Origin of the sequence: Pleomorphomonas sp. T1.2MG-36 (assembly GCF_950100655.1) — a bacterium.
Taxonomy (GTDB): Bacteria; Pseudomonadota; Alphaproteobacteria; order Rhizobiales; family Pleomorphomonadaceae; genus Pleomorphomonas.
Genome location: NZ_CATNLY010000001.1, coordinates 601,592 through 625,095 on the forward strand (window position 1 = coordinate 601,592; position 23,504 = coordinate 625,095).

Below are 23,504 nucleotides of genomic sequence, written 5' to 3' on the forward strand. Positions count from 1 at the left end.
CAACGAGTGACGCGTCATCATCGCCTCGTCCTTTCATATAGACTTTCGTCGTAGCGATGCCAGACGCAATCGCGCAAGCCAGCCATGCGAGAGACTGGAATCACGACATATTTTCTTCATGATTCGTAAAGGCAATCCAATGGCGCCACGAAAGCGTAGCGTCAGACGCAACTTTCCGTAACGTCGCAAAACTCGTCTCAGCCGGCAGCGTCGAGCACCGCATCATTCTCAATCACCATGCCGTCGAACGCCGGCACGACTCCAGCCGGCAGGTCGGCCACCAACGTCCGGTAATCCAGGTCGTGGTGCATATGGGTGAGAACGATCAGCTTCGCACCGACGCGACGGCCGGCCTCGATCGCCTGATCCACCGAGAAATGGCTGACGTGAGGCCTGTAGCGGAGCGCATCGACGATGAACACCTCGACACCCTCGATCAGCGCCCAGCTTTCCTCGGGAATGGCACTGACATCGGAAGAATAGGCGAGCGAACCGAACCGATAACCGATGCTGACGATATCGCCATGCGTCTGTTCGTAGGGCACGACATCGATCGTCCCACCCTTGCCTTCAATGGAGAAGGCTACACCGGCGTCGACCCGGTGTTCGGCGACGATGGGCGGATAACCGGAGCCCAAGGGCGTTTCGAAGCAATAGCCGAAAGCTTCCTTCAGCCGCGCGGCCGTCGCTTCGTCGGCGTAGACCGGCACACGGTGGCCGCTGTTGTGAAAGAACTGCCGAAGTTCGTCGATACCGTGGATATGATCGGCGTGGGAGTGAGTGTAGAGCACCGCGTCGGCCTCGCCCACGCCCGCCCGCAGAACCTGCTCGCGGAAGTCCGGGCCGGTGTCGACGATGACGCGGGTAACACCGCCGCCCTCTCCGAACCGCTCGACCAACAGCGACGACCGGAGGCGGCGATTGCGCGGCTCGTTGGGATCGCAAGCACCCCAATCATTGCCGATGCGCGGCACGCCGGGCGAGGCGCCGCAGCCGAGCATGGTGAAGCGCATGCGGGCGGTCATGATTCAAAGACCTCGCGCGGCACCTTGGCGAAAAGCCGGGCGAAATTTGCCGTCGTCGTGGCGGCCATCTCGGCGGGCGAGACGTCCTTGACCTCGGCCAGTACCTTCGCAGTGTGCGCCACGTAGGCGGGTTCGTTGCGCTTGCCACGCCACGGCAGCGGCGCCAGATAGGGCGCGTCGGTCTCAACCAGCAATCGATCGGCCGGCACGTCGCGGGCGATAGCCCTGAGTTCGTCGGACCGCTTGAACGTCAGGATGCCGGAGAACGATATGAAGGCGCCGAGCGCGACCGCCCGTTCCATCAGCTCGCGACCGGACGAAAAGCAATGCAGCAGGATCGGGAAGCCCCCCTTCCCGGTCTCCTCCTCCAGGATGGCGATCATGTCGGCGTCGGCATCCCGCGAGTGAATGCAGAGCGGCAGACCGGTGATCCGCGACGCCGCGATATGCCTGCGGAAGACCTCGGCCTGCACATCGCGCGGCGAGGAATCATAGAAGTAGTCGAGCCCCGCCTCGCCTATGCCGATGACCTTGGGATGGGATGCGAGCCCCACCAGTTCGTCGACCCCGACGCTGGCTTCCTTCTCCGCCTCATGCGGATGGGTGCCCACCGTGCAGTAGACTTCCGGGTGCGCTTCGGCGATCGCCCGCACCGTGGCGAAATCGCGGACACGCGTGCCGATCGTCACCATCATCCGCACGTCGGCTGCCGCCGCGCGGGCAATGAGTGCATCCGCCTCGTCGGCGAAATCGGGGAAATCAAGATGGCAGTGACTGTCGACAATCATCGGATCTGAACGCAAAAAGACGAGGAATTGTTCCGACATAGCCGCTCGCGCCGTCGCTGTCGAGCAGCGGTGATCGTCGAGCAGATAAGCGTCCCGCGCCGATCGTCACAAAACCCTCATCTTGAGCAACTAGAAGAGCTCTGGTTGCGGCATGTATTCGGCCATGCAACCGTAAATATTGTCTACGGCATTTGACGCGGCCGGCTTCTTGGGCCGGCCACATATCGGGCGCCCTCGGGCGTCCGCTTTTTTTTGTGGCCTGCCGGAAGAGCCCTCCGCGTCCGCCCATCCGAAAAGTCTGCAACTTTTCGGGCGGATGGAAGCACTCTTGTGGCATCCGCCCATCCGAAAAGTCTGCAACTTCTCGGGCGGATGGAAGCACTCTTGAGGCATCCGCCCGCCCGAAAAGTCTGCAATTTTTCGGGCGGATGCCCTAACATCCCTCCATGCGTCCAGATCTCCTCAATCCGCTGTTCCAGCCGCTCACCTCACTGCCCGGCGTCGGGCCACGCACCGCGCCGAAACTCGAGAAGTTGGTCGGTCCCGCCGGCGAGACCGCCCGTGGCGCCGTGGTGCTCGACCTTCTCTTCCACATTCCGACTGGCCTCATCGATCGCAGCCACGAGGCACTGATCGAATCGGCGCCGGAAGGAACGATCGTCACACTGCGCGTGCATGTCGACCGTCATCGTCCCACGCCGCCGCAGTCGCGCGCGCCCTACAGGATTGCGGTCCACGACGACAGCGGCGAGCTTTCGATCACCTATTTCCGTGCCGACAAGGGCTGGCTCGAAAAGCTCTACCCGCCGGGCGAAACCGTACTCGTCTCGGGGCGAGTCGAACGCTTCAACGGCGCGCTCCAGATGAGCCATCCGGACCACGTGGTACTGGAAGCCGAGGCCGACAAGCTGCCCCGCCTCGAACCGGTCTATCCCTTGACCGAAGGCATCGGTGGGCGACTGATAGCCCGCCTTGCCGAAGCGGCCCTCGCCCGCATCCCGGCCCTGCCCGAATGGCTCGACGAAGCCCATCTCCGCCGCGAGGCTTGGCCGCCCTTTGCCGAGGCCCTGTGGCACCTCCACAGGCCCGAGGAGCCGGAGACCGCCGACCAACCGAGCCCCGCCTTGACGCGCCTTGCCTATGACGAACTGCTGGCCAATCAGTTGGCCCTCGCCCTGGTTCGTCGGCAGCTCAAGGGGGTCGCAAGCCGTCCGCGCCTGCCGACCGGCGACATCGCAAGCCGCCTCCGCGCCGCCCTGCCCTTTCGCCTGACGGCATCGCAGGACGCGGCCATTGCCGACGCAGTTGCCGACCTGTCGGCGCCCTCGCGCATGGTACGGCTCATCCAGGGCGATGTCGGCTCGGGAAAGACCATGGTGGCGCTGTTCGCGGCGGCCGCCGCCGTGGAAGCCGGCGGTCAAGTGGCGGTGATGGCGCCGACCGAGCTGCTCGCCCGCCAGCACGCGCACTCGATGTCGAGCCTCGCAGAGGCGGCCGGCCTGCGGCTCGCGCTGCTCACGGGCGCCGACAGGGCGAAAGGACGCCGGGAAACGCTGGAACGGGTTGCCGCCGGAGAGGTCGACATCGTCGTCGGCACCCATGCCCTGTTCCAGACGGCGGTCGAGTTCCGCAACCTGACGCTTGCCGTCGTCGACGAGCAACACCGCTTCGGCGTCCACCAGCGGCTGGCGCTATCCGCCAAGGGACCGACCACCGACCTTCTCGTCATGACGGCGACGCCCATTCCGCGCACCCTGATGCTGGCCTATTTCGGCGACATGGACGTCTCCCGCCTCACCGAGAAGCCGGCCGGGCGCAAGCCGATCGCCACCGTCACCGTGCCGCAGGACCGCATTGGCGAGATCGTCGAACGTATCGGCTCGGCCATTCGCCTGGAAGGCGCCAAGGTCTACTGGGTCTGTCCGCTGGTCGAGGAAAGCGAGAGCATCGACCTTGCCGCCGCCGAGGAACGCTACGCCGATCTCCGGCAGCATTTCGGAGACGATGTGGCCCTCGTTCACGGCCGCATGAAGGCGGCGGAGAAGGACGCCGCCATGCAACGCTTCAAGGATGGCGAAGCGCATATCCTGGTGGCCACCACCGTCATCGAGGTCGGGGTCGACGTGCCGGATGCGACGATCATCGTCATCGAGCATGCCGAGCGCTTTGGCCTTGCGCAGCTACACCAGCTACGCGGCCGAGTCGGGCGCGGCGACAAATCCTCGGCTTGCGTGCTTCTATACAAGGGGCCGCTTGGCGAAACGGCCAAGGCGCGGCTGAAGGTGATGCGCGACACCGAGGACGGCTTCCGCATCGCCGAGGAGGATCTGAAGTTGAGAGGCGGCGGCGAACTGCTGGGGACGCGCCAGAGCGGCATGCCCGGCTTCCGCTTCGTGCGCGCCGAGCATCATGGCGCATTGATGGAAACGGCGCGCGACGACGCCTCCCTGCTGCTGGCCCGCGACGCCGGCCTCGCCGGTCCGCGCGGGGAAGCGCTGCGGCTCCTGCTCTATCTGTTCGGCCGCGACGAAGCGGTGCGGCTCATCCGTGCCGGCTGACGAAACGCTCAGCGCTCGCCTTCCGCCCTCACCTCGGCGGCCACCTCTCGAAGGGCCGCCATCATCAGCTCGGCGCCCAGCGACAGCGACACGCCCGACCTGACGATGAGACCGAGCGGTCCGAAGGTGTCGGAGGTATCGACCGGCAGTTCGCGCAGCGTGCCGGCGGCGAGGTCGCCGGCCACCTCGCCGTAATGGGCGATCCAGATGGCGTCCGTGGTGGTGGCGAAGGCTCGGCCGAACACGGTCGAGACCGTGTCGATGCGCCGCAGTTGCGGGCCGACGGCAAGCCGGATCAACAGCTCCACGGCGTGGTCATGAATGATCGATCCCGGCGGCGGCACCAGCGCAACATAGTCGGACAGGCGACCGAGCCCTCCGCCTTGCGCGAACAGCGGATGCTCCGGGCGCGCCACCACCGCCACGCGCTCGGTATAGAGGTGCTCGAAGGCAAGCCCGACCATGTTCGCGGGCGATCCCATGCGCCCCAGGGCGAAATCAAGTTCGCCAGCCTTCAGCTGGTTGAGGATGGAGACATTATCGGCGGTTATGATTTGCGGCGTCGTTCCGACACTGGTTCCGAGAAACCGCGTCACCGCTTCCGGCAGGACTCGCGAGGACGCCGAGGCGAGCGCACCGACCCGGACGATGGACGCACCCTGCTTCAGCGCCAGTTCGACCGACTCCACGCCCTGGCGCAGTGCTGCGATGGAAGCGCCGGCAAAGCGAAGGAACACCTCGCCGTAATAGGACAGGACGACGGACCGGTGGCTACGGTCGAACAGCTCGACACCCAGGATCTCTTCCAGCTCGCGGATGGTTTTCGACACCGCCGGCTGGCTGATCGACAGCGATACCGCCGCCTTGCCGATGCTTTTCAGGCGGGCGACTTCCACAAACGAACTCAGATGCCTATGTTTGATACGGTTCTCGATCACGTCGGGTCCTCTATAACCTGCCGTTATGTAAAGGGGCAAAGCATCCCTCTGCCATGGAACAATGGTCGAGTCCGTGTCCGCCCTCGTCCGTAATCGATGGTAGAGTGGCTGAAAAGCTGCCCATGAAGGCAATCACCGGGAGTACTCATGCAGAAAGCCAAGCTCCATCTCGACGTCATCGTCGATGTCGTCTGTCCCTGGTGCTTCCTCGGCAAACGGCGACTCGACGCAGCCATCGCCGAGCTCGACGACCTCGACATCGAGGTCCGCTACCGGCCGTTCCAGCTCGACCCGACCATTCCCCAGGAGGGCATCGAGCGCGAGGAATACGTCATCGGCAAGTTCGGCAGCGCCGATGCACTGGACGAAGCGCACGCCCGCCTCTTCAGCCTGGGGGCCGATGTCGGCATCACCTATGCCTTTGACCTCATCGAGAAGAGCCCCAATACGCTCGACGCTCATCGCCTCGTTCGCTGGGCGGCGGCGGAAGGCCTCGGCGATCCCATGCTCGAACGGCTGTTTTCCCTTTTCTTCGAGGAAGGCGCCGATCTCACCAAAGCGGAAACGCTCATTGCCGCCGCCGAAGAGGTCGGTCTTGACGAGGACGAGATCACGATGAAGCTGGAGGACGGCGTCGACCTCGATGCGGTGAAGGCCGACATCGCACACGCCGGCCGCATCGGCATCACCGGCGTGCCCACCGTCATCGTCGAGAACAAGTTCGCCATCTCCGGTGCCCAGACATCGGAGGTTCTGGTCGACGCTTTGCGCCGGATCGCCTCCGAACTGGACGCGACGAAGGCCTGACAAGAAAAGGGGCGTCCATCCGGGCGCCCCTTTCGACAATGACTCGATCCGTCAGATGGCGTCGATCCTGTCGCGATCGATATGCTCGGCCTTGATCCGACGAACGGTACCCGTCCACGAGCGCATCACCACGGTGTCGGTGATGATCTTGCCGCCCTTGAAACGCACGCCGTCGAGCAGGTTACCCTTGGTGACGCCGGTAGCGGCGAACAGAACGTCGCCCTGGGCCATGTCTTCCATGGTGTATTTCTTGGTGACGTCCTCGATCCCCATGCGCCGGGCGCGCTCGATCTGGTCCGGGCGATTGATCATCAACCGGCCTTGCATCTGCCCGCCGAGGCAGCGCAGCGCAGCCGCCGCCAGCACGCCTTCCGGCGCCCCACCGACGCCGAGATAGACATCGATGCCGGTCTCCTCCGGGTCGGTCGTCTGAATGATGCCGGCAATGTCGCCGTCGCCGATCAGGCGGATGGAAGCTCCGAGACCCCGCACCTCGTCGATCAGCCTGGCATGACGCGGCCGGTCGAGGATGCAGGCGGTGATCGCCGACACCGGCACACCCTTTGCCTTGGCCAGCGCGCGGATATTGTCGGTCGGCGTCGCGTCTAGATCGACAATGCCGGGTGCGAATCCGGGACCGATGGCGATCTTGTCCATGTAGACGTCGGGGGCGTTCAGAAGCCCGCCCTGCTCGGCGATCGCGATGCAGGCTAGCGAGTTGGTCTGGTTCTTGGCACACATCGTCGTGCCTTCGAGCGGGTCGACGGCGATGTCGACGCGCGGCCCTTTGCCGCTGCCGACTTCCTCGCCGATGTAGAGCATCGGCGCTTCGTCGCGCTCGCCCTCGCCGATCATGATCGTGCCATGAACCGGCAACTGGTTAAGCTCGGCACGCATGGCATCCACGGCCGCCTGATCGGCGGCACGCTCGTCGCCGTGGCCACGCTGGCGGGCAGCGGCCATGGCCGTGCGTTCGGTAACCCGAACAACTTCGAGGGTTAGAATACGGTCGAGAGAATTGGAGAATTTTTGCGACATGAAACAACCCGCGGTTCGGACAGTCGGCCAAGTTCGTCGCTGCGGCTCAGGGAGGTCTTGCGGCCACGCGCGAACGGGGAGGAAACCCAGTCGATACCTTAGCGAGGTAGGAAGAACGGGCGATGGAGGTCAATGCGCCATAGGACGCAATACGGATGTTCCGCGGATGAATTAACCATGCCGCGAGGTCGCGCCACCTCGGATACTTGGCGAAATACCGCCATTTACCAGCACTTCTCGCCCGTTCGACCACTAGACATGCAAAAAGTCGATAGCAGCATTCCCTAACTCGGGCCTGGAAATGAACACAGGCCCGACAGGGTCTTACAAGCTCTCGATACGGATCAGCGTCGGCTTCTCGGCAATGTGGCCGGCCGCCTCGATCGCTGCGAGCGCTGCCCGGATCTCCGTCTCGCGTGTAGCGTAGGTGATCAGGACCACGGGCTGCGGCGCGCCGGTATGGCCGGGCGCCGCGTCGTCGTTCGAGCGGCGGTGCTGAACGATGGATTCGAGCGATATGTCGCGATCGGCCATGCTTTTGGCAATGCCGGCGAAGGCGCCCGGCCGATCGTATACGGAAAGACGCACGTAATAGCCGCCCTTGTGGGCCTGGATCTCGGCCTTCTGGTAGAGCGCGAGCTCGTTCACCGGCAGGCCGAACACCGGCGTACGGTGACCGCGTGCGGCGTCGACGATGTCGGCGATGACCGACGAGGCCGTGGCGCTGCCACCGGCGCCGGGGCCGACCAGGACCACCTCGCCCAGCGCGTCACCATCGAAGGAGACCGCGTTGAGCACGCCGGAGGTCTGCGCCACCACCGACTTCTTCGGCACCATGGCCGGATTGACCCGCGCCTCAATACCCGTATCGGTGCGCCGGGCGACGCCAAGAAGCTTGATGCGATAGCCAAGTTCGTCGGCAGCCTTGATGTCCTCGAGCGAGATCGAGGTGATGCCTTCCACATAGATCGCGTCGGCGTCGATCTCCGTGCCGAAGGCAAGGCTGGTCAGGATGGCGAGCTTGTGCGCCGTGTCGAAGCCGCCGACGTCGAAGGTCGGATCCGCCTCGGCGTAGCCGAGCCGCTGTGCTTCGGAGAGGCAGGTTTCGAAAGAGAGCTGCTCCTTCTCCATCCGCGTCAGGATGTAGTTGCAGGTGCCATTCAGAATGCCGACGATACCGGTGACCGTGTTGCCGGCAAGGCTTTCCTTCAAGGTCTTGATCACCGGAATGCCGCCGGCGACTGCGGCCTCGAAGCCGATCGACAGACCGGCCTCTTCGGCGAGGCGGGCGAGTTCGACGCCATGGAGGGCGAGCAACGCCTTGTTGGCGGTGATCACCGGCTTGCCGGCGGCGATCGCAGCGCGCACCACGCTCTCGGCGGCGCCGGACGCGCCACCGATCAGTTCGATCACGACATCGACGTTCGGGTCGGCGACCATGGCAACGGGATCGTCGTACCAAGCAAAGCCGCTCACGTTGATGCCCCGGTCGCGGTTGCGGTTGCGCGCCGAGACGGCCGTGATCGTCACCGGCCGCCCCGCTCTCAGCGTCAGCGAGCTGAGGTTGGACTGGACGATGCGAACGACGGACGCGCCGACGGTCCCGAGACCGGCGATGCCGAGGCGAAGCGGTTTACCCATGGTGCTCTTCCGAAACTCTCTGTCTGCCTGGGCGTTTCCGACGAACGGGCCGCCGGAAATGCCTTGATTGTTTGGTCTCACGCAGCCCGGCGGAAAGTCGCTGGGCGCTTTCGCAGGACTGCGTGGGGAGCGGAAACGCCGATCAGCGGCTCCGCTCGGCCGGAGCGTAGTTATGCATGGTTTCGTCGGCCGTGTCGAAGAATCGACGAAGGCCGCGCGCCGCCTGCCGAATACGCTGCTCGTTCTCCACCAGAGCGATGCGGACGTAATCGTCCCCCTGCTCGCCGAAGCCGACGCCTGGAGCGACGGCAACCTCGGCCTTCTCGATCAACAGCTTGGAAAACTCAAGGCTGCCGAGCGTCTTGAAGCGCTCCGGCAACGGTGCCCAGGCGAACATGGAGGCGCGCGGAACCGGAATCTCCCAGCCGGCCCGGCCGAAGCTCTCGACCATGACGTCACGGCGGCGCTTGTAGGTCTGGCGGACCTCCTCGATGTGGACATCCGCCTCGGGGTCGTTGAGCGCAGCCGTCGCGGCCACCTGGATGGGGGTGAACGCACCGTAGTCGAGGTAGGATTTGACGCGCGACAGCGCGGCGATCAGTCGCTCGTTGCCCACCGCGAACCCCATGCGCCAGCCGGCCATGGAGAACGTCTTGGACATCGAGGTGAACTCGACGCAAACGTCCATCGCGCCCGGCACCTGCAGCACGGAGGGCGGCGGAACGCCGTCGAAATAGATCTCCGAGTAGGCGAGATCGGACAGCACGAACACCTCGTGCTTGCGGGCAAAGGCCACCACGTCCTTGTAGAAATCGAGTTCGACCACCTCGGCGGTCGGGTTCGACGGATAGCAAAGGATGAGGGCGAGCGGCTTCGGAATGGAATGGGTGACAGCGCGCTCAAGAGCGTGGAAGAACTCCGGCCCCGGCGTGACCGGAACTGAACGGATGACGCCGCCGACCATCAGGAAGCCGAAGGCGTGGATCGGGTAGGACGGATTTGGGCAGAGGATCACGTCGCCCGGCGCGGTGATGGCCTGCGCCATGTTGGCGAAGCCTTCCTTGGAACCGAGCGTCGCCACGATCTGCGTGTCGGGATTGAGCTTCACGCCGAATCGGCGGGCGTAATAGGCGGCCTGCGCCTTGCGAAGGCCGTTGATGCCACGCGAGGCCGAATAGCCGTGCGTATCGGGCCGCTGTACCGTCTCGATCAGCTTGTCGACCACATAGCGCGCCGTTGGCAGGTCGGGATTGCCCATGCCAAGATCGACAATATCTGCGCCCGAAGCTCGCGCTGCAGCCTTGAGCCGGTTGACCTGCTCGAAGACGTACGGCGGGAGGCGCTTGATCTTGTGGAACTCGTTGTTGCTCATGGACTTGACCTCAGTGTGGTCTTGGAAGCCGGCGGTTTTCGCCCCGCGCCGGCAGGCGGGTCTGTGCTTCTAGATCAATTCCGGGCGGAGGGGGAAGTGGCTTTTGGCCGGTCGTCGACCGAACTCTCCAAAAAGCCGCCGTTGTGGCCGCCCTACCCGGCCCACCACGGAATCAGCCGATTGTGGAGAGGGCCGGAAAGTTTTCCAGAAGCCAGAACGACGCGCGCTGCATGCCGCCTGACAGGAACAGCGCGCCGGTAAGAACCAGCACGCCGCCCATAGCTCGCTCGACAAGCGGAAAATGCCGTCGAAAACGGCGCATGAACAGCACGAAACGGGCCGCGAACAGCGCGGCGATCAGAAATGGGACGCCTAGGCCGAGGGAGTAGACGGCGAGCAGCAGTGCTCCGTCTCCGACGGTATCGCGACTTCCGGCCACCGACAGGATGGTGGCGAGCACCGGACCGATGCAGGGCGTCCAGCCGAAAGCAAAGGCGAGGCCGAGCAGAAACGCTCCGCCAAGGCCAGCCTTGACCCGTAGCTGGTTGAATCGGGCCTCGCGATAGAAGAGCGCCACCCGGAACAGGCCGAGGAAATGCAGGCCCATGACGATGATGAACACACCGGCCAGAATGCCAAGAACCTCGGACCACTGGCGAAGAAGCTGGCCGAAGACCGACGCGGTGGCACCGAGCGTCACGAAGACGCAGGTAAACCCGAGGATGAAGCAAAGCGAAACCTGGGCCGCCCGCCGCTTCGCGGCCATTCGGCTCATTTCCTCGCCGGTCAGTTCCTCGATCGACGCGCCGGTCAGGAAGCCGAGATACGGCGGAACGAGCGGCAGCACGCAGGGGCTCACGAAGGAGAGCAATCCGGCGCCAAAAGCTGCAATCAGTGTTACGTTCGCGTCCATATGGCCTCTGCAAGGCGGGCAACCGACTGATACTCGATTTCCACGACGCATGCGAGGCAGGTTTTCCTCCGATCCATCACATTGCCGGGACGGGTCCCACCGCTCAAGCTTAGGTACCGATCCGCACAGACCTCGTGACGAGAATTAGCCCCTGAACAGACAAGTCTGGCATACGGAAATAGTTCAACATCCAGAAATCGTCGCCGCCACCTGGACTCGCAGACCTTGAAACTAGCTGTGCGCATCTCGACGAGAAGCACGATACCCTGTGGGGAGGAAGATGAAGGGAGTTGCTTTTCGGGGCAAAGCAGCGTCTCCTCGTGTCATTCGGAACAGGCCACGCCCCACGCTCCGCGGATTAACTTTTATCTAGCGTTGTTTGCATATATTGATCTGTAAGGTTGCGGGTGGTTGTGCGCTTCGGGGGGACGGATGAACAGGCTGTCGGCGATCGCCGGACTGGCATTCATTGCCAGCCTTGCGGCGTCTGCATTGGCAGGCGACGCAAAGGTGATTCATGTCGCCAGCACTTTCCCTTTGTCGTTGCCGCTGTTTTCGGAAGCCACGGGCCGCTTGAGCGAACAGGTCGACAGCCTGACCGGCGGCGAGGTTCAGCTCGTGTTTCACGTGCCGGGCAACCTGGCGCCGGCCTCCAGCACGGTTAGCAGGGTCACCACCGGCGAAATCGCCGCCGCTTGGTCTACCGCGGGCCAGTTCGCCGGCCATGACAGCGCATTCGAACTTTTGAGCTCCATTCCCTTCGGACCAAATACCATCGAATACATGGCCTGGTTCCTTGAAGGAGGCGGCCTGACGCTGTCGCGCGACCTGTTTGCCAAGCATAATGTCCACAATGTGCCTTGCATGGTCCTTCCGCCTGAAGGCGCGGGCTGGTTTTCCAAGGAAATTCGAAGCGTCGACGACCTGAAGGGCCTGCGCATACGGTTCTTTGGTCTTGGTGGCCGGGTGCTCGCGCGGCTGGGCGCCGATATCATAGAGAAGCCTCCGGGCGAGATCGTCGACGCCATGAAGAGAGGCGAGATCGACGCGGCCGAGTACTCTCTGCCGTCCATGGATCTGACCCTTGGCCTTCAGAACGTCGCAAAGTATTACTATTTTCCAGGCTGGCATCAGCCCTCGACGCTTTATGAGCTTTACTTCAACGAAGCGACATGGCGCGGGCTGACGGAAAAGCAGCAGGAAACGATCGAAACCGTCTGCGCAGCGGTCATGCGGGACAGCATCGGTCGGGCGGAGATCATGCAGTCCGAAGCCCTGGAAAAGATCAAGAGAAGCGGCATCAAGCTCCGCCGTTGGTCGCCAGATCTTCTCCTCACTTTCGAAGCGACTTGGGAAAAGGTCGCCGAGGAGGAAATGGCTGCAAATCCGAGATTCAGGCAGATTTACGAATCTTACGTCCGGTTTCGGAACCAATATGGGTTCTGGAAGCGTTTCAGTTATCTTCACTGAGTTCGTCGAGGCACTCAAAAGGAGAAGCCGAGACCTATGAGCTGGCATGACGAGTCGATCGGCAGCGTGGGGAACGCAAGCATCCGGGCCAAGTTGTCCGGAGCGGTCATCTTTGTCCTTTTGCTGATCGCAGCCGTCAGCGCGCTGGGCGTCGTGCAGGTGATCTCGGTCAACAAGGTCACCACGGAAATCCGCGAGGTCAGGCTTCCGCAGGTGGAACTCCTCGAGAAGCTCCGCCGCCTCGCCCTGCAGCACAATCTGGTCGTCATGCGCCGCCTGCAGGTGATCGACTATCGCAACCTCGCCGAGATCGACGCCAACCTCACCGAAACGCGGCACGAGCTCAACCAGGCCGCGGCCGACTTCAAGGCAACCATCAGTTCGCCCGAGGAAGAGCGGCTGTTCGCCATCTTCTCCGAAGCCTGGGGAATCTATCTCGCGTCGCTCGATCAGGTGAACGACGCCATTGAAAGCGGTGAACTGGAACAGGCGACGGAGTACGCCAACGGAACGACGCGCCTCCAATACCAGGCGGCGGTCAGCGAGCTTGAGAACCTCATCGCCTACGCCAAGACCTTGTCGCAGGACGCGGCCGCGCGAGCCTCGACGGCGGTATCGCGGGCCGTCACCCAGTCGCTGATTGCCCTGGTGATCGCCAGCCTGGCGGCGCTGGGGGCGATCTTGTGGGTTCAGCGCAACGTGTCGGGTCCGCTCCGCAGCATCGCCCACGCCATGCGCCGATTGACCATCGGCGATCACACCACCCCCATTCCGGAACAGACCCCGAGGCGCGATGAGATCGGCGTGCTTGTCCGCGCGCTTGCCGGCTATCGCGAAGCGCTGATCCACAGCAGGGATTTCGCCCGCAATGCCGAGCGGGAATGGGAGCGGCTCAGGGCCGCGGTGGCCAACATGCCCGTCGGCCTGTCGATGTTCGACGCTTCGGACCGGCTCATCATCTGCAATCGAATCTACTGCGACATGTACGGCTTGGCGCCCGAAGACACGCTGCGCGGCCGGACCTACCACGAGATTTTCGCCGACGCCCTGCGGGATGGCGGCACCTACGCCCCCCTTTCCGAGGTCCTCTCGGAGGCACGGTCCAATCTCAGCGGAACGACCCATTTCGTTTACGAGACCAGCGACGACCGCATTCTCGCACTGGGTATCCAGAGCATCGGCGGTGGCGGCTGGGTCGCCATCCACGAGGACATCACCGCCCGGCGCCGCGTCGAGGAAAAGATCCGCCACATGGCGCGCCACGACGCGTTGACCGACCTTGGCAATCGACTCCTGTTCCGCGACAGCCTCGAAGACGCGCTGTCGGAACTGGTCGGCAAGGAAAGCGTCGCCGTTCTCTGCATCGATCTCGACCGTTTCAAGAACGTCAACGACACGCTCGGCCATCCGGTCGGCGATGCGCTTCTGCAGGCGGTTGCCGACCGCTTGAGATCGTGCATCAGCCAGAACGACATTGCCGCGCGCTTTGGCGGTGACGAGTTCGCCATCATCCAGCTTGGCCCGGTACAGCAGCCCGAGGCTGCCTCCGATCTCGCCCGGCGCATCGTCCGAATCGTCGGCGAGCCCTACGAAATCGATGGCCAGCAGATCATCATCGGGGCCAGCGTCGGCATAGCCGTCGCTCCGCTGGACGGAACCAACGCCGACACCTTGCTCAAGAATGCCGACATGGCGCTCTACACGGCGAAGGCCGACGGCCGAGGCGTCTATCGTTTCTTCCGCGACGAGATGAGCCTGCGCTCCCAGACGCGACGCCTGCTGGAACTGGAGCTTCGGCGCGCCCTGGTCTCCGAAGAGCTCTGCCTCCATTACCAGCCGATGTTCAGCATGAACAACCGGGAGATCATCGGTTTCGAGGCGCTGCTGCGCTGGAACCACCCGACGCGCGGCATCGTTCCGCCCAACGAGTTCATCTGGCTGGCCGAAGAAGTCGGCCTGATCGTCCCGATGGGCCAGTGGGTGTTGGAGCAGGCCTGCCGCGACGCGATAACCTGGCCCAACCACATCAGCATCGCCGTCAACGTATCGCCGGTGCAGTTCCGCGACCGAAGCTTCGCGGAACAGGTGGTGGCGGCCCTCGCCGCCTCTGGCCTGGAAGCGCATCGGCTGGAAATCGAGATCACCGAACACGTTTTGATCGCCGATACGTCGATGACGCTCGCCATCCTGCAACGCCTCCATGAGATCGGCGTCCGCATCGCCATGGACGACTTCGGCACCGGCTATTCGAGCCTCGGCTATCTGCGCCAGTTCCACTTCGATCGGATCAAGATAGACCGCTCCTTCGTCGCCGATCTCGGCGAAGGCGATCAGGAATCCCTGGCCATCGTCCGGGCCGTCGCCAGCCTGTCGTCCAACCTCAACATCGCAACCACCGCCGAGGGCGTGGAGAGCGAGCAGCAGTTCGAACGCCTGCACGCCGAGGGTTGCGATACCGTACAGGGGTTCCTGCTTGGCAGGCCGGTTCCCGCCGAGGATGTCACCCGCATGTTCGAGGAAAGCGGCGGCTCGGCCATCTCGGCGGCGTGACAAGGTCAGGGCGAAGCCACGACGACCCGCTCCACCTCCCTGCTTCCACGCAACTTCGGACGCCAAATCGGTGCCCGCTTCGGCTGAAGCTGCCTAGGCCTGAACCTCCATGTCGCGACGGAACTCAACTCCATCGCCATCTTGGCGAGTTCTTGAAAACCCGCATTTCTCATAGAAGCGATGGTTGCGAATGGACCAAACCGGCGTGTCCAGAACCCAGTGGCGGGCCTGAGGATACGTTCTCCTCAGAAACTCCCAGGCACCGGTCCCGATACCTCGGTCTTGAACATCGACGTCAACGAACAAGGTACCCAGTCGGAATTCCCGTTCCGGCAAGACCCAAACGATCATCCCTCCGACAACAATTCCGTCGAGTTCGATGACATGACCTTCGGTCGGAACGTCGCTGAACAGCCAGCGGCGAAAGAAGTCGCCGTTGTCGTACCCGGGCGGTCCGCCCCGATCGCGCCCCAGATAGCGACGCGCATCATCGTCAAAGGCTCGCGTCATGACCTCCGTAAGAGAGGGCAGATCGGCGGGAGTGGCGATGCGATAAGCAACGGATGGCATGAATCCCCCTGTGTGAACGAAGGATGTCGAGTCGGGCTCGGCCAGATCCGGATCTTAGAACAGATGACGAACGGATATCCATCAGGGATCCGAAAGATGCACGGCCTTAGGGCATCCCCAAGCGCCGTCGCCATCGGGCCAGGAGCGCCTGAGGAAATCCCAAGCGTCGACGTGACAGCTTGCCGCACGCTTGTCGGCCAGCGCTCGCCCAGAATGCGAGCCCATCGACAGCCCGATCGGACCCGCGGAGCCCAAACCGCGAATATGCTGATCATTGGAAATGGTGGGCGGTGACGGTCTCGAACCGCCGACATCCAGTGTGTAAAACTGGCGCTCTACCAACTGAGCTAACCGCCCCGCGTCCGCCTGCGAAGGCGGACGGCCCCTGCTCTACCCACTCGGGCAGCCGAATGCAAGATCATCGGCCGGATCGCGATGGAGATGATGAGCAGAGCAAAAAAAGGGCGCGACCGTCACCGGCCGCGCCGTTCAAAGTCACGTCGGCCCAACCCGGTTGCGGACCGGGCCGATTCGGGACGTCAGCCGTTGACGGCGTCCTTGAGGCCCTTGCCCACGCGGAACTTCGGCTGCTTGGAGGCAGCGATCTTGAGCGGCTCGCCCGTCTGCGGGTTGCGGCCCTCGGAGGCGGCGCGCTCGGTCACAACGAAGTTGCCGAAGCCGACGATGCGAACTTCATCGCCCGCCTTGAGCGCTTCGGTGATCGTCGCGAAGACCGCGTCGACAGCCGCACCGGCCTGCGCCTTGTTGAGCGACGCCTTCTCGGCGACCTGCGTGACCAGATCGTTCTTGTTCATGTCGTGTCCCTTTGTCTGACTCTGTCGGTAGCGGAACTTGTCCGTCACCCCGGCGGCACGTTTCCCGGATTTCCGGGGAAAATCAAGTGCGGAAAGACCGCTTATGCGCGATTTTTTGACCGAAGACAAAAAAGACCCGGGCTTTGAAGGCCCGGGCCGGTAATTTGCTGGACAAGTGTCCCGCGTTGGTTCAGTGCGCGGTGAAGGAACCCAAATCGCCGGCTTCACCCTCGGCGACCGGTGCAGGAGTGCTTTCCTTCGATTCGTCCCAGGCGATCGGCTCGAGCGGTCGCACCAGCGCCACCTTGAGCACGTCGTCCATGTGAGCGACGGGAATGACTTCCATGCCGTTCCGGACGTTCTCGGGAATATCCGCAAGATCCTTGGCGTTCTCGTCGGGGATCAGCACCGTCTTGATGCCGCCGCGGTGAGCGGCGAGCAGCTTCTCCTTGAGTCCACCGATCGGCAGCACGCGGCCACGCAACGTGATTTCGCCGGTCATGGCGACGTCATGGCGCACCGGCACACCGGTCATCACCGAGACGATCGAAGTGACCATGGCGATACCGGCCGACGGGCCATCCTTCGGGGTCGCGCCTTCCGGCACGTGGACGTGGATGTCGCGCTTGTCGAACAGCGGTGGCTCGATGCCGAAATCGATGGCGCGCGAACGGACGTAGGACGCCGCGGCCGAGATCGATTCCTTCATCACGTCCTTCAGGTTGCCGGTCACCGTCATGCGGCCCTTGCCGGGCAGACGCACGCTTTCGATGGTGAGCAGCTCGCCGCCGACTTCGGTCCAGGCGAGACCGGTGACTACGCCGACCTGATCGGTGCCTTCCGCTTCGCCATGCCGGAAACGCGGCACGCCGAGATACTGCTCGACCTTCTCCGGCGTTACCGTGATCGACTTCAAGGAGCCCTTCGACTTCTGAAGTTCAGTCACCGCCTTGCGGGCAAGCGACATCATCTCGCGATCGAGGTTACGCACGCCGGCTTCCCGCGTGTACTGGCGGATCACCGAGCGAATGGCGTCGTCGGTGATCACGTACTCGCCGGCACGAAGGCCATGGTCGGCGATCGACTTGGGCAGCAGGTGCCTCTTGGCGATTTCGACCTTCTCATCCTCGGTGTAACCGGCGATGCGAATGATCTCCATGCGGTCCATCAGCGGGCCGGGAATGTTCAGCGTGTTGGCCGTCGTCACGAACATCACATCCGAGAGGTCGTACTCCACCTCCAGATAGTGATCCATGAAGGTGTGGTTCTGCTCGGGGTCGAGGACCTCCAGCAGCGCTGACGACGGATCCCCGCGGAAATCCATGCCCATCTTGTCGATCTCGTCGAGCAGGAACAGCGGGTTGGACTTCTTGGCCTTCTTCATCGACTGGATGACCTTGCCGGGCATCGAGCCAATGTAGGTGCGGCGGTGGCCACGGATCTCGGCCTCGTCGCGCACGCCGCCAAGCGACATGCGCACGTACTCACGGCCGGTCGCCTTGGCGATCGACTTGGCGAGCGACGTCTTGCCGACGCCCGGCGGACCGACGAGACAGATGATAGGTCCCTTCAGCTTGTTGGCCCGGCTCTGCACGGCCAGATACTCGACGATGCGTTCCTTGACCTTGTCGAGGCCGAAATGGTCCTCGTTCAACACTGCCTCGGCATAGGCGAGGTCGTCGCGGGTCTTGGAGCGGCTCTTCCAGGGAATACCCAGGATCCAGTCGAGGTAGTTGCGGACAACCGTGGCTTCGGCCGACATCGGCGACATCTGCCGGAGCTTCTTCAGCTCGGCCGTCGCCTTCTCCCGAGCTTCCTTGGAGAGCTTGGTGCGCTTGATGCGGTCTTCGAGTTCGGCAAGCTCGTCCTTGCCCTCCTCGCCGTCACCGAGCTCCTTCTGGATCGCCTTCATCTGCTCGTTGAGGTAGTACTCGCGCTGCGTCTTCTCCATCTGCCGCTTGACGCGGCTGCGGATGCGCTTTTCCACCTGCAGAACGGAAATCTCGCTTTCCATCAGCCCGAGCACGCGCTCAAGCCGCTCAACCACCGACTTCAGCGACAGAACGTCCTGCTTTTCGGAGATCTTGACGGCGAGATGGCTGGCGATGGTGTCGGCCAGCTTGGCATAGTCGTCGATCTCCTTGATGGTGCCAAGCACCTCGGGAGAGACCTTCTTGTTCAGCTTGACGTAGTTGTCGAACTCGACCAGCACGGAGCGGGCGAGCGCTTCGACCTCGACGGGGTCGCTCTCAACCTCTTCGAGCGGGCGAACCTCGGCCTCGAAATAGTCGGTGCGGTCGATGAAATTGATCACCTCGGCCCGGCGCGCGCCTTCCACCAGCACCTTCACCGTGCCATCGGGCAACTTGAGAAGCTGAAGCACCGTCGCCAGCGTACCGACCGTGTAGATGTCACCGGCGGCCGGATCGTCGTCGGAGGCATTGCGCTGGGTGGCGAGCAGAATCTGCTTGTCGGCCGTCATCACTTCTTCAAGAGCGCGGATGGACTTCTCGCGACCCACAAAGAGCGGCACGATCATGTGCGGGAAAACGACGATGTCACGAAGCGGCAGGACAGGAAAGACGTCCCGTTCGGCGCCGGTCGCGGGAGTGGATGCGGCCATGGAGTGGTTTCCTTTCTGGTGGCCCGCCGGCTAGGCCTGTCGGCACCGGCGTCCGTCGCACGCGGTTTTCGGCAAGGACAGCCGACCCGAAGATCGGAGGTCCGAGTTCGGCAACGGGTGAGAGGATCGGATTGTATGATCCGCTACGTGGCCGCCTGGTCCGCCCCTTGATGGGCGCAAGGCCGGACGCCGTTCCCGTTTCCGTTGCCGCCGCGTAAGCGGATACATGGATCGCGGCGACTGTGCTTTCAAGGCCTTGACACGAAAGCGTCATTGACCCGACGCACGACGCTCCCGGCCCAGGGGCCGGGAAGAAGGCGGCGAACGATCCGTCGCCGCCCGTAGAAACTTGTCAGGCGCCCGTACCCGTATCGTCGAGGCGCTCGCCATAGACGTAGATCGGCTTGGCCTTGCCGACGATGACGTCGGCGGAAATGACGACTTCCGTCACGTCCTCAAGGTTGGGCAGCTCGTACATGGTCTCAAGCAGAATGCCTTCCATGATCGAGCGGAGACCGCGGGCGCCCGTCTTGCGATCGATCGCCTTGCGGGCAATGGCGGACAGCGCATCGTCCTGGAATGAGAGCTTGACGTTCTCCATCTCGAACAGGCGCTGGTACTGCTTGACCAGAGCGTTCTTCGGCTCGGTCAGAATGATGACCAGTGCCGCTTCGTCGAGATCTTCCAAAGTGGCGAGCACCGGCAGACGACCGACGAACTCGGGGATCAGGCCGAACTTCAGGAGGTCTTCCGGCTCCACCTGGGCGAACAACTCGCCGGTACGCCGATCCTCGGGGGCCGTCACCTGCGCCTGGAAGCCGATGGAGGTCGACTTGCCGCGCGCCGAGATGATCTTTTCGAGGCCGGCGAAGGCGCCGCCGCAGATGAACAGGATGTTGGTGGTATCCACCTGCAGGAACTCCTGCTGCGGATGCTTGCGTCCGCCCTGCGGCGGAACGGAGGCCACCGTGCCTTCCATGATCTTCAGGAGCGCCTGCTGCACGCCCTCGCCCGACACGTCGCGGGTGATCGACGGATTGTCGGACTTGCGGCTGATCTTGTCGACCTCGTCGATGTAAACGATGCCGCGCTGGGCACGCTCGACATTGTAGTCGGCGGCCTGCAGAAGCTTCAGGATGATGTTCTCGACGTCCTCGCCGACGTAGCCGGCTTCGGTCAGGGTCGTCGCGTCGGACATCGTGAACGGCACGTCGATGATGCGGGCGAGAGTCTGGGCCAGCAGCGTCTTGCCCGAACCGGTCGGGCCGATCAGCATGATGTTCGACTTGGCCAGCTCGACGTCGTTGTTCTTCGTCGCGTGGTTGAGGCGCTTGTAGTGGTTATGGACAGCCACCGACAGCACCTTCTTGGCCTTGTCCTGGCCGATGACGTAATCGTCGAGCACCTTGCGGATTTCCGAAGGCGTCGGCACGCCGTCGCGCGACTTCACGAGATTGGACTTCGACTCCTCACGGATGATGTCCATGCAGAGTTCCACGCATTCATCACAGATGAACACCGTTGGTCCCGCGATGAGCTTGCGGACTTCGTGCTGGCTCTTGCCGCAGAACGAACAGTAGAGGGTGTTCTTCGACTCGCCGCTAACCTTAGTCATCCAATCATTCCCGCTCGGTTGACGGACGATCCGCTCCCCGCCTCGGGCGAGTATCGAACCGAACCTTCCCTCTCGAACCCTCTTTAGCGGCCGAATCCGCCGGAACCGCCACTTGCGCATGCTGCGCCAAAAGGACTCAAGATAGCTTTAACGTACCGACCTCAACGCACCGCCGCCTCCGGCGTCGGCAAACCTCTTTTATCAAGACTGTTCGGGAACAGCCCGCTTCATGATGACGTCGTCCACGAGCCCGAAAGCCTTGGCGGCTTCGGCATCCATGAAGTTGTCACGCTCCAGCGCCTCCTCGACCGCTGCAAGATCGCGGCCAGTGTGCTGGACGTAAATCTGGTTGAGGCGACGCTTCAGCTTCAGGATCTCCTGAGCATGCAGCATGATGTCCGCCGCCTGGCCACGGAAGCCACCCGACGGCTGGTGCACCATGATGCGCGCGTTGGGCAGCGAGAAGCGCATGCCGGGCTCGCCGGCGCAGAGCAGAAGCGATCCCATGGACGCCGCCTGACCGATGCAGAGCGTCGCCACCTTCGGACGGATGAACTGCATGGTGTCGTAGATCGCGAGACCCGCCGTCACATAGCCGCCTGGAGAGTTGATGTAGAGGGAGATCTCCTTGTTGGGATTCTCCGACTCCAGGAACAGAAGCTGAGCGCTGACCAGCGTCGCGACACCATCGTCGATACCGCCGGTGATGAAGATGATCCGCTCCTTGAGGAGGCGCGAGAAAATGTCATAGGCGCGCTCGCCACGGTTCGTCTGCTCGACGACCATCGGGACCAGCGTGCTCATGGTGAAATCGACAGGATCCTTCATACGTTCCCTCGGCGTTCGACGGACGAACCGCCCTTCCCGCCCCTATCGGGGCCTCGCGGAGCGGCGGTGGCGTCGCCTGCAAATCACTCGTACCGTGATCGTTACATCCCAAGCAGACGCTTGGCTACTCCAAAGCCTCTGAATTTTCGGTGCATGGTGTACGGCTTTTCATGCCCCGTCTATCCCAGGGGAAACTCCCCTCTAAGGCCACTTATGTATCGCTGGCAAACTCTGCAAGCGGCCGAAGCCACACGCAGAGCTGCTCGCCTCAAAACGCAACGGGCCGGGGCGTTACCGCCCCGGCCGCGGAAGTTCTCGCTAGGATTGCGCTGCGTCGATCAGACGGCCGGCTCCTCGTCGTCCTTGAACAGCTCTTCCTTGGTGACCGTCTTGTCGGTGACCTTGATGAGCCCGAGAAGGACATCGACCACCTTCTCCTCGAACACCGGCGCCTGAAGCGAGGCAAGCGCGTTGGGGTCGCGGCGGTAGAACTCGAACACGGCCTGTTCCTGACCGGGGAACTGGCGGGCCCGTTCGATCAGGGCGCGCTGCAGCTCCTGCTCGTTGACCTGCACCTTCTCGCGCTCGCCGAACTTCGACAGCACGAGACCGAGACGGACGCGGCGCTCGGCGATCTTGCGATAGTCGGCGCGGGCCTTTTCTTCGGTGGTCTCTTCATCTTCGAAGGTCTTGCCGGCGGACTTCATCTCGGCTTCGACCTGCCCCCAGATGGCATTGAATTCCTGCTCCACCAGCGTCGCCGGCAGCTCGAAGGAATACTGTGCGTCGAGGGCATCGAGCAGCTGGCGCTTCACCTTCTGGCGGGTCTGGCCACCGTTCTGGGATTCGACCTGCTGCTTGACGATGTCCTTCAGCGCATCGAGGCTGTCCATGCCGAGCGTCTTGGCCCAATCGTCGTCGAGCTTCAGCTCGCCCGGAGCGGCAACCTCGAACACCTCGATGTCGAAGGTGGCGGGCTTACCGGCCAGATGCTTGGCCTGATAGTCCTCGGGGAAGGTCACTTCGATGACCTTCTTGTCGCCGACCTTGGCGCCGATCAACTGCTCTTCGAAGCCGGGGATGAAACGGCCCTGGCCGAGGAAGATGGCGGCACGGTCGTCGGCACCACCGTCGAAGGGTTCGCCGTCGATCTTGCCGAGATAGGAGGTGGTCAGGCGGTCGCCGTTCTCGGCGGCGGCACCTTCCTCACGGGCGACATAGGAACGAGCACCCTCGGCGATCTGGGTCAGACGCTCATCGACTTCCGAATCGGCCACTTCGACGACCGGACGCTCGATGGCGATGCCGTCGAGCGGAGCCAGCTCGAACTCCGGCACGATCTCGTAAGAGATGTCGTAGGCGAGGTCGAGGTCACCCGAGAGAATCTTCTCGGCATCCTCGTCGGAGAGCTTGATCTGCGGCTGCATGGCCGCCTTCTCGGAGCGCTCCTCGAGAGCCTTGTTCGAGGTCTCGCCGATCACGTTGTTGACGATCTCGGCCATGGTTGACTTGCCATAGAGCCTCTTGAGGTGAGCCTTGGGAACCTTGCCCGGACGGAAGCCGGGGAGCCGGGCTTGCGCCTTCATTTCCTCGAGACGGGCGTCGAGCTTTTCAGCGAGTTCGGAGGCCGTGACGACGATCTTGAGCTCGCGCTTCAGGCCTTCGGTCGAGGTTTCAGTCACCTGCATGGATGTTTTCTTTCGTCTCTGATCCCGAGAACGCCCCAGAGACCGTTCCGGCGGTTTTCCCAGCCGATCCAGCCCGAAGAAGCGGCTCAATTCTGTCTTCACCACCGGCGGGACGCCACGGAGGCGTACCTGACACCGACAGCATCACCCTCGATTTCGGCGGGTCGATCTGGTGCGGGCGAAGGGACTTGAACCCCCACGGCTTTCGCCACTGGAACCTAAATCCAGCGTGTCTACCAATTCCACCACGCCCGCGATCCAACCG

The 23,504-nt window shown here is 63.2% G+C and carries 17 protein-coding genes and 2 tRNA genes; 4 read left to right on the plus strand and 15 right to left on the minus strand.

The genetic code is table 11. The features are described from left to right. Window positions 1-197: 197 nt before the first annotated feature. Together QQZ18_RS02895 and QQZ18_RS02900 are read right to left on the minus strand one after the other, a co-directional pair. Window positions 198-1,025 carry an MBL fold metallo-hydrolase gene (locus tag QQZ18_RS02895; RefSeq protein WP_284537754.1) on the minus strand — a complete coding sequence of 276 codons (828 nt, stop codon included), beginning with the start codon at window positions 1,023-1,025 and terminating at the stop codon, window positions 198-200. Then, window positions 1,022-1,813 carry a TatD family hydrolase gene (locus QQZ18_RS02900; RefSeq protein ID WP_284537755.1) on the minus strand — a complete coding sequence of 264 codons (792 nt, stop codon included), beginning with the start codon at window positions 1,811-1,813 and terminating at the stop codon, window positions 1,022-1,024. The genes QQZ18_RS02895 and QQZ18_RS02900 overlap by 4 nt, the downstream gene beginning before the upstream one ends. Before the next feature lie 446 nt (window positions 1,814-2,259). On the opposite strand from QQZ18_RS02900, the gene recG reads away from it, so the two are divergent. Beyond that, complete coding sequence (gene recG / locus QQZ18_RS02905) at window positions 2,260-4,371, plus strand: ATP-dependent DNA helicase RecG (RefSeq protein ID WP_284537756.1); 2,112 nt, start codon at window positions 2,260-2,262, stop codon at window positions 4,369-4,371. An 8-nt stretch (window positions 4,372-4,379) separates the two neighbouring features. On the opposite strand, the gene pcaQ is transcribed toward recG, so the two are convergent. Further along, complete coding sequence (gene pcaQ / locus QQZ18_RS02910; RefSeq protein WP_284537757.1) at window positions 4,380-5,309, minus strand: pca operon transcription factor PcaQ; 930 nt, start codon at window positions 5,307-5,309, stop codon at window positions 4,380-4,382. 147 nt (window positions 5,310-5,456) lie between these two features. Between pcaQ and QQZ18_RS02915 the strand changes: the two genes are divergently transcribed. Beyond that, the gene (locus QQZ18_RS02915; protein WP_284537758.1) at window positions 5,457-6,116 is read left to right on the plus strand and encodes a DsbA family oxidoreductase; all 660 of its coding nucleotides are present in this window, start codon (window positions 5,457-5,459) and stop codon (window positions 6,114-6,116) included. A 51-nt stretch (window positions 6,117-6,167) separates the two neighbouring features. On the opposite strand, the gene glpX is transcribed toward QQZ18_RS02915, so the two are convergent. The 4 genes from glpX to QQZ18_RS02935 form a co-directional block, all read right to left on the minus strand. After that, window positions 6,168-7,154, minus strand: a complete 987-nt coding sequence (gene glpX / locus QQZ18_RS02920) for a class II fructose-bisphosphatase (RefSeq protein WP_284537759.1) — start codon at window positions 7,152-7,154, stop codon at window positions 6,168-6,170. 324 nt (window positions 7,155-7,478) lie between these two features. Continuing rightward, window positions 7,479-8,795: a homoserine dehydrogenase gene (locus tag QQZ18_RS02925; RefSeq protein WP_284537760.1), complete on the minus strand. Its 1,317-nt coding sequence runs from the start codon at window positions 8,793-8,795 to the stop codon at window positions 7,479-7,481. A 142-nt stretch (window positions 8,796-8,937) separates the two neighbouring features. Further along, a complete protein-coding gene (locus tag QQZ18_RS02930; protein WP_284537761.1) occupies window positions 8,938-10,167 on the minus strand; it encodes an LL-diaminopimelate aminotransferase in 1,230 nt (409 codons plus the stop codon). A 172-nt stretch (window positions 10,168-10,339) separates the two neighbouring features. Continuing rightward, window positions 10,340-11,080, minus strand: coding sequence for a cytochrome c biogenesis CcdA family protein (locus QQZ18_RS02935; protein WP_284537762.1), 741 nt, complete (start codon window positions 11,078-11,080; stop codon window positions 10,340-10,342). A gap of 432 nt (window positions 11,081-11,512) precedes the next feature. Between QQZ18_RS02935 and QQZ18_RS02940 the strand changes: the two genes are divergently transcribed. Continuing rightward, complete coding sequence (locus QQZ18_RS02940; protein ID WP_284537763.1) at window positions 11,513-12,550, plus strand: TRAP transporter substrate-binding protein; 1,038 nt, start codon at window positions 11,513-11,515, stop codon at window positions 12,548-12,550. A 36-nt stretch (window positions 12,551-12,586) separates the two neighbouring features. Beyond that, window positions 12,587-15,100 (plus strand): EAL domain-containing protein, encoded by a 2,514-nt coding sequence (locus QQZ18_RS02945; RefSeq protein WP_284537764.1) that lies wholly within the window; start codon window positions 12,587-12,589, stop codon window positions 15,098-15,100. 93 nt (window positions 15,101-15,193) lie between these two features. On the opposite strand, the gene QQZ18_RS02950 is transcribed toward QQZ18_RS02945, so the two are convergent. The 8 genes from QQZ18_RS02950 to QQZ18_RS02985 form a co-directional block, all read right to left on the minus strand. Beyond that, window positions 15,194-15,670: a GNAT family N-acetyltransferase gene (locus tag QQZ18_RS02950; protein ID WP_284537765.1), complete on the minus strand. Its 477-nt coding sequence runs from the start codon at window positions 15,668-15,670 to the stop codon at window positions 15,194-15,196. A gap of 281 nt (window positions 15,671-15,951) precedes the next feature. Then, window positions 15,952-16,027: transfer RNA gene (locus tag QQZ18_RS02955), tRNA-Val, on the minus strand. A 182-nt stretch (window positions 16,028-16,209) separates the two neighbouring features. Continuing rightward, window positions 16,210-16,485: an HU family DNA-binding protein gene (locus QQZ18_RS02960; RefSeq protein WP_026782895.1), complete on the minus strand. Its 276-nt coding sequence runs from the start codon at window positions 16,483-16,485 to the stop codon at window positions 16,210-16,212. 190 nt (window positions 16,486-16,675) lie between these two features. Continuing rightward, entirely contained in the window at window positions 16,676-19,108 is a 2,433-nt protein-coding gene (gene lon / locus QQZ18_RS02965; RefSeq protein ID WP_284537766.1) for an endopeptidase La, read from the minus strand. A 352-nt stretch (window positions 19,109-19,460) separates the two neighbouring features. Next, on the minus strand, window positions 19,461-20,723 hold the full coding sequence (clpX, locus tag QQZ18_RS02970; RefSeq protein WP_284537767.1) for an ATP-dependent Clp protease ATP-binding subunit ClpX: 1,263 nt from the start codon (window positions 20,721-20,723) through the stop codon (window positions 19,461-19,463). A 201-nt stretch (window positions 20,724-20,924) separates the two neighbouring features. Beyond that, window positions 20,925-21,551: an ATP-dependent Clp protease proteolytic subunit gene (locus QQZ18_RS02975; protein ID WP_284537768.1), complete on the minus strand. Its 627-nt coding sequence runs from the start codon at window positions 21,549-21,551 to the stop codon at window positions 20,925-20,927. A 338-nt stretch (window positions 21,552-21,889) separates the two neighbouring features. Continuing rightward, complete coding sequence (gene tig / locus QQZ18_RS02980) at window positions 21,890-23,239, minus strand: trigger factor (protein WP_284537769.1); 1,350 nt, start codon at window positions 23,237-23,239, stop codon at window positions 21,890-21,892. Window positions 23,240-23,409: 170 nt separating this feature from the next. Continuing rightward, window positions 23,410-23,494 (minus strand) — tRNA-Leu (locus tag QQZ18_RS02985). Between the last annotated feature and the right edge of the window lie 10 nt (window positions 23,495-23,504).

Excerpts from the sequence above, each read along its gene's own strand:
- QQZ18_RS02895 (WP_284537754.1), bottom strand. The coding sequence starts at position 1,025 with ATGACCGCCCGCATGCGCTTCACCATGCTCGGCTGCGGCGCCTCGCCC.
- QQZ18_RS02900 (WP_284537755.1), bottom strand. The coding sequence starts at position 1,813 with ATGATTGTCGACAGTCACTGCCATCTTGATTTCCCCGATTTCGCCGAC.
- recG (WP_284537756.1), top strand. The coding sequence starts at position 2,260 with ATGCGTCCAGATCTCCTCAATCCGCTGTTCCAGCCGCTCACCTCACTG.
- QQZ18_RS02915 (WP_284537758.1), top strand. The coding sequence starts at position 5,457 with ATGCAGAAAGCCAAGCTCCATCTCGACGTCATCGTCGATGTCGTCTGT.
- glpX (WP_284537759.1), bottom strand. The coding sequence starts at position 7,154 with ATGTCGCAAAAATTCTCCAATTCTCTCGACCGTATTCTAACCCTCGAA.
- QQZ18_RS02925 (WP_284537760.1), bottom strand. The coding sequence starts at position 8,795 with ATGGGTAAACCGCTTCGCCTCGGCATCGCCGGTCTCGGGACCGTCGGC.
- QQZ18_RS02930 (WP_284537761.1), bottom strand. The coding sequence starts at position 10,167 with ATGAGCAACAACGAGTTCCACAAGATCAAGCGCCTCCCGCCGTACGTC.
- QQZ18_RS02935 (WP_284537762.1), bottom strand. The coding sequence starts at position 11,080 with ATGGACGCGAACGTAACACTGATTGCAGCTTTTGGCGCCGGATTGCTC.
- QQZ18_RS02940 (WP_284537763.1), top strand. The coding sequence starts at position 11,513 with ATGAACAGGCTGTCGGCGATCGCCGGACTGGCATTCATTGCCAGCCTT.
- QQZ18_RS02945 (WP_284537764.1), top strand. The coding sequence starts at position 12,587 with ATGAGCTGGCATGACGAGTCGATCGGCAGCGTGGGGAACGCAAGCATC.
- QQZ18_RS02950 (WP_284537765.1), bottom strand. The coding sequence starts at position 15,670 with ATGCCATCCGTTGCTTATCGCATCGCCACTCCCGCCGATCTGCCCTCT.
- QQZ18_RS02960 (WP_026782895.1), bottom strand. The coding sequence starts at position 16,485 with ATGAACAAGAACGATCTGGTCACGCAGGTCGCCGAGAAGGCGTCGCTC.
- lon (WP_284537766.1), bottom strand. The coding sequence starts at position 19,108 with ATGGCCGCATCCACTCCCGCGACCGGCGCCGAACGGGACGTCTTTCCT.
- clpX (WP_284537767.1), bottom strand. The coding sequence starts at position 20,723 with ATGACTAAGGTTAGCGGCGAGTCGAAGAACACCCTCTACTGTTCGTTC.
- QQZ18_RS02975 (WP_284537768.1), bottom strand. The coding sequence starts at position 21,551 with ATGAAGGATCCTGTCGATTTCACCATGAGCACGCTGGTCCCGATGGTC.
- tig (WP_284537769.1), bottom strand. The coding sequence starts at position 23,239 with ATGCAGGTGACTGAAACCTCGACCGAAGGCCTGAAGCGCGAGCTCAAG.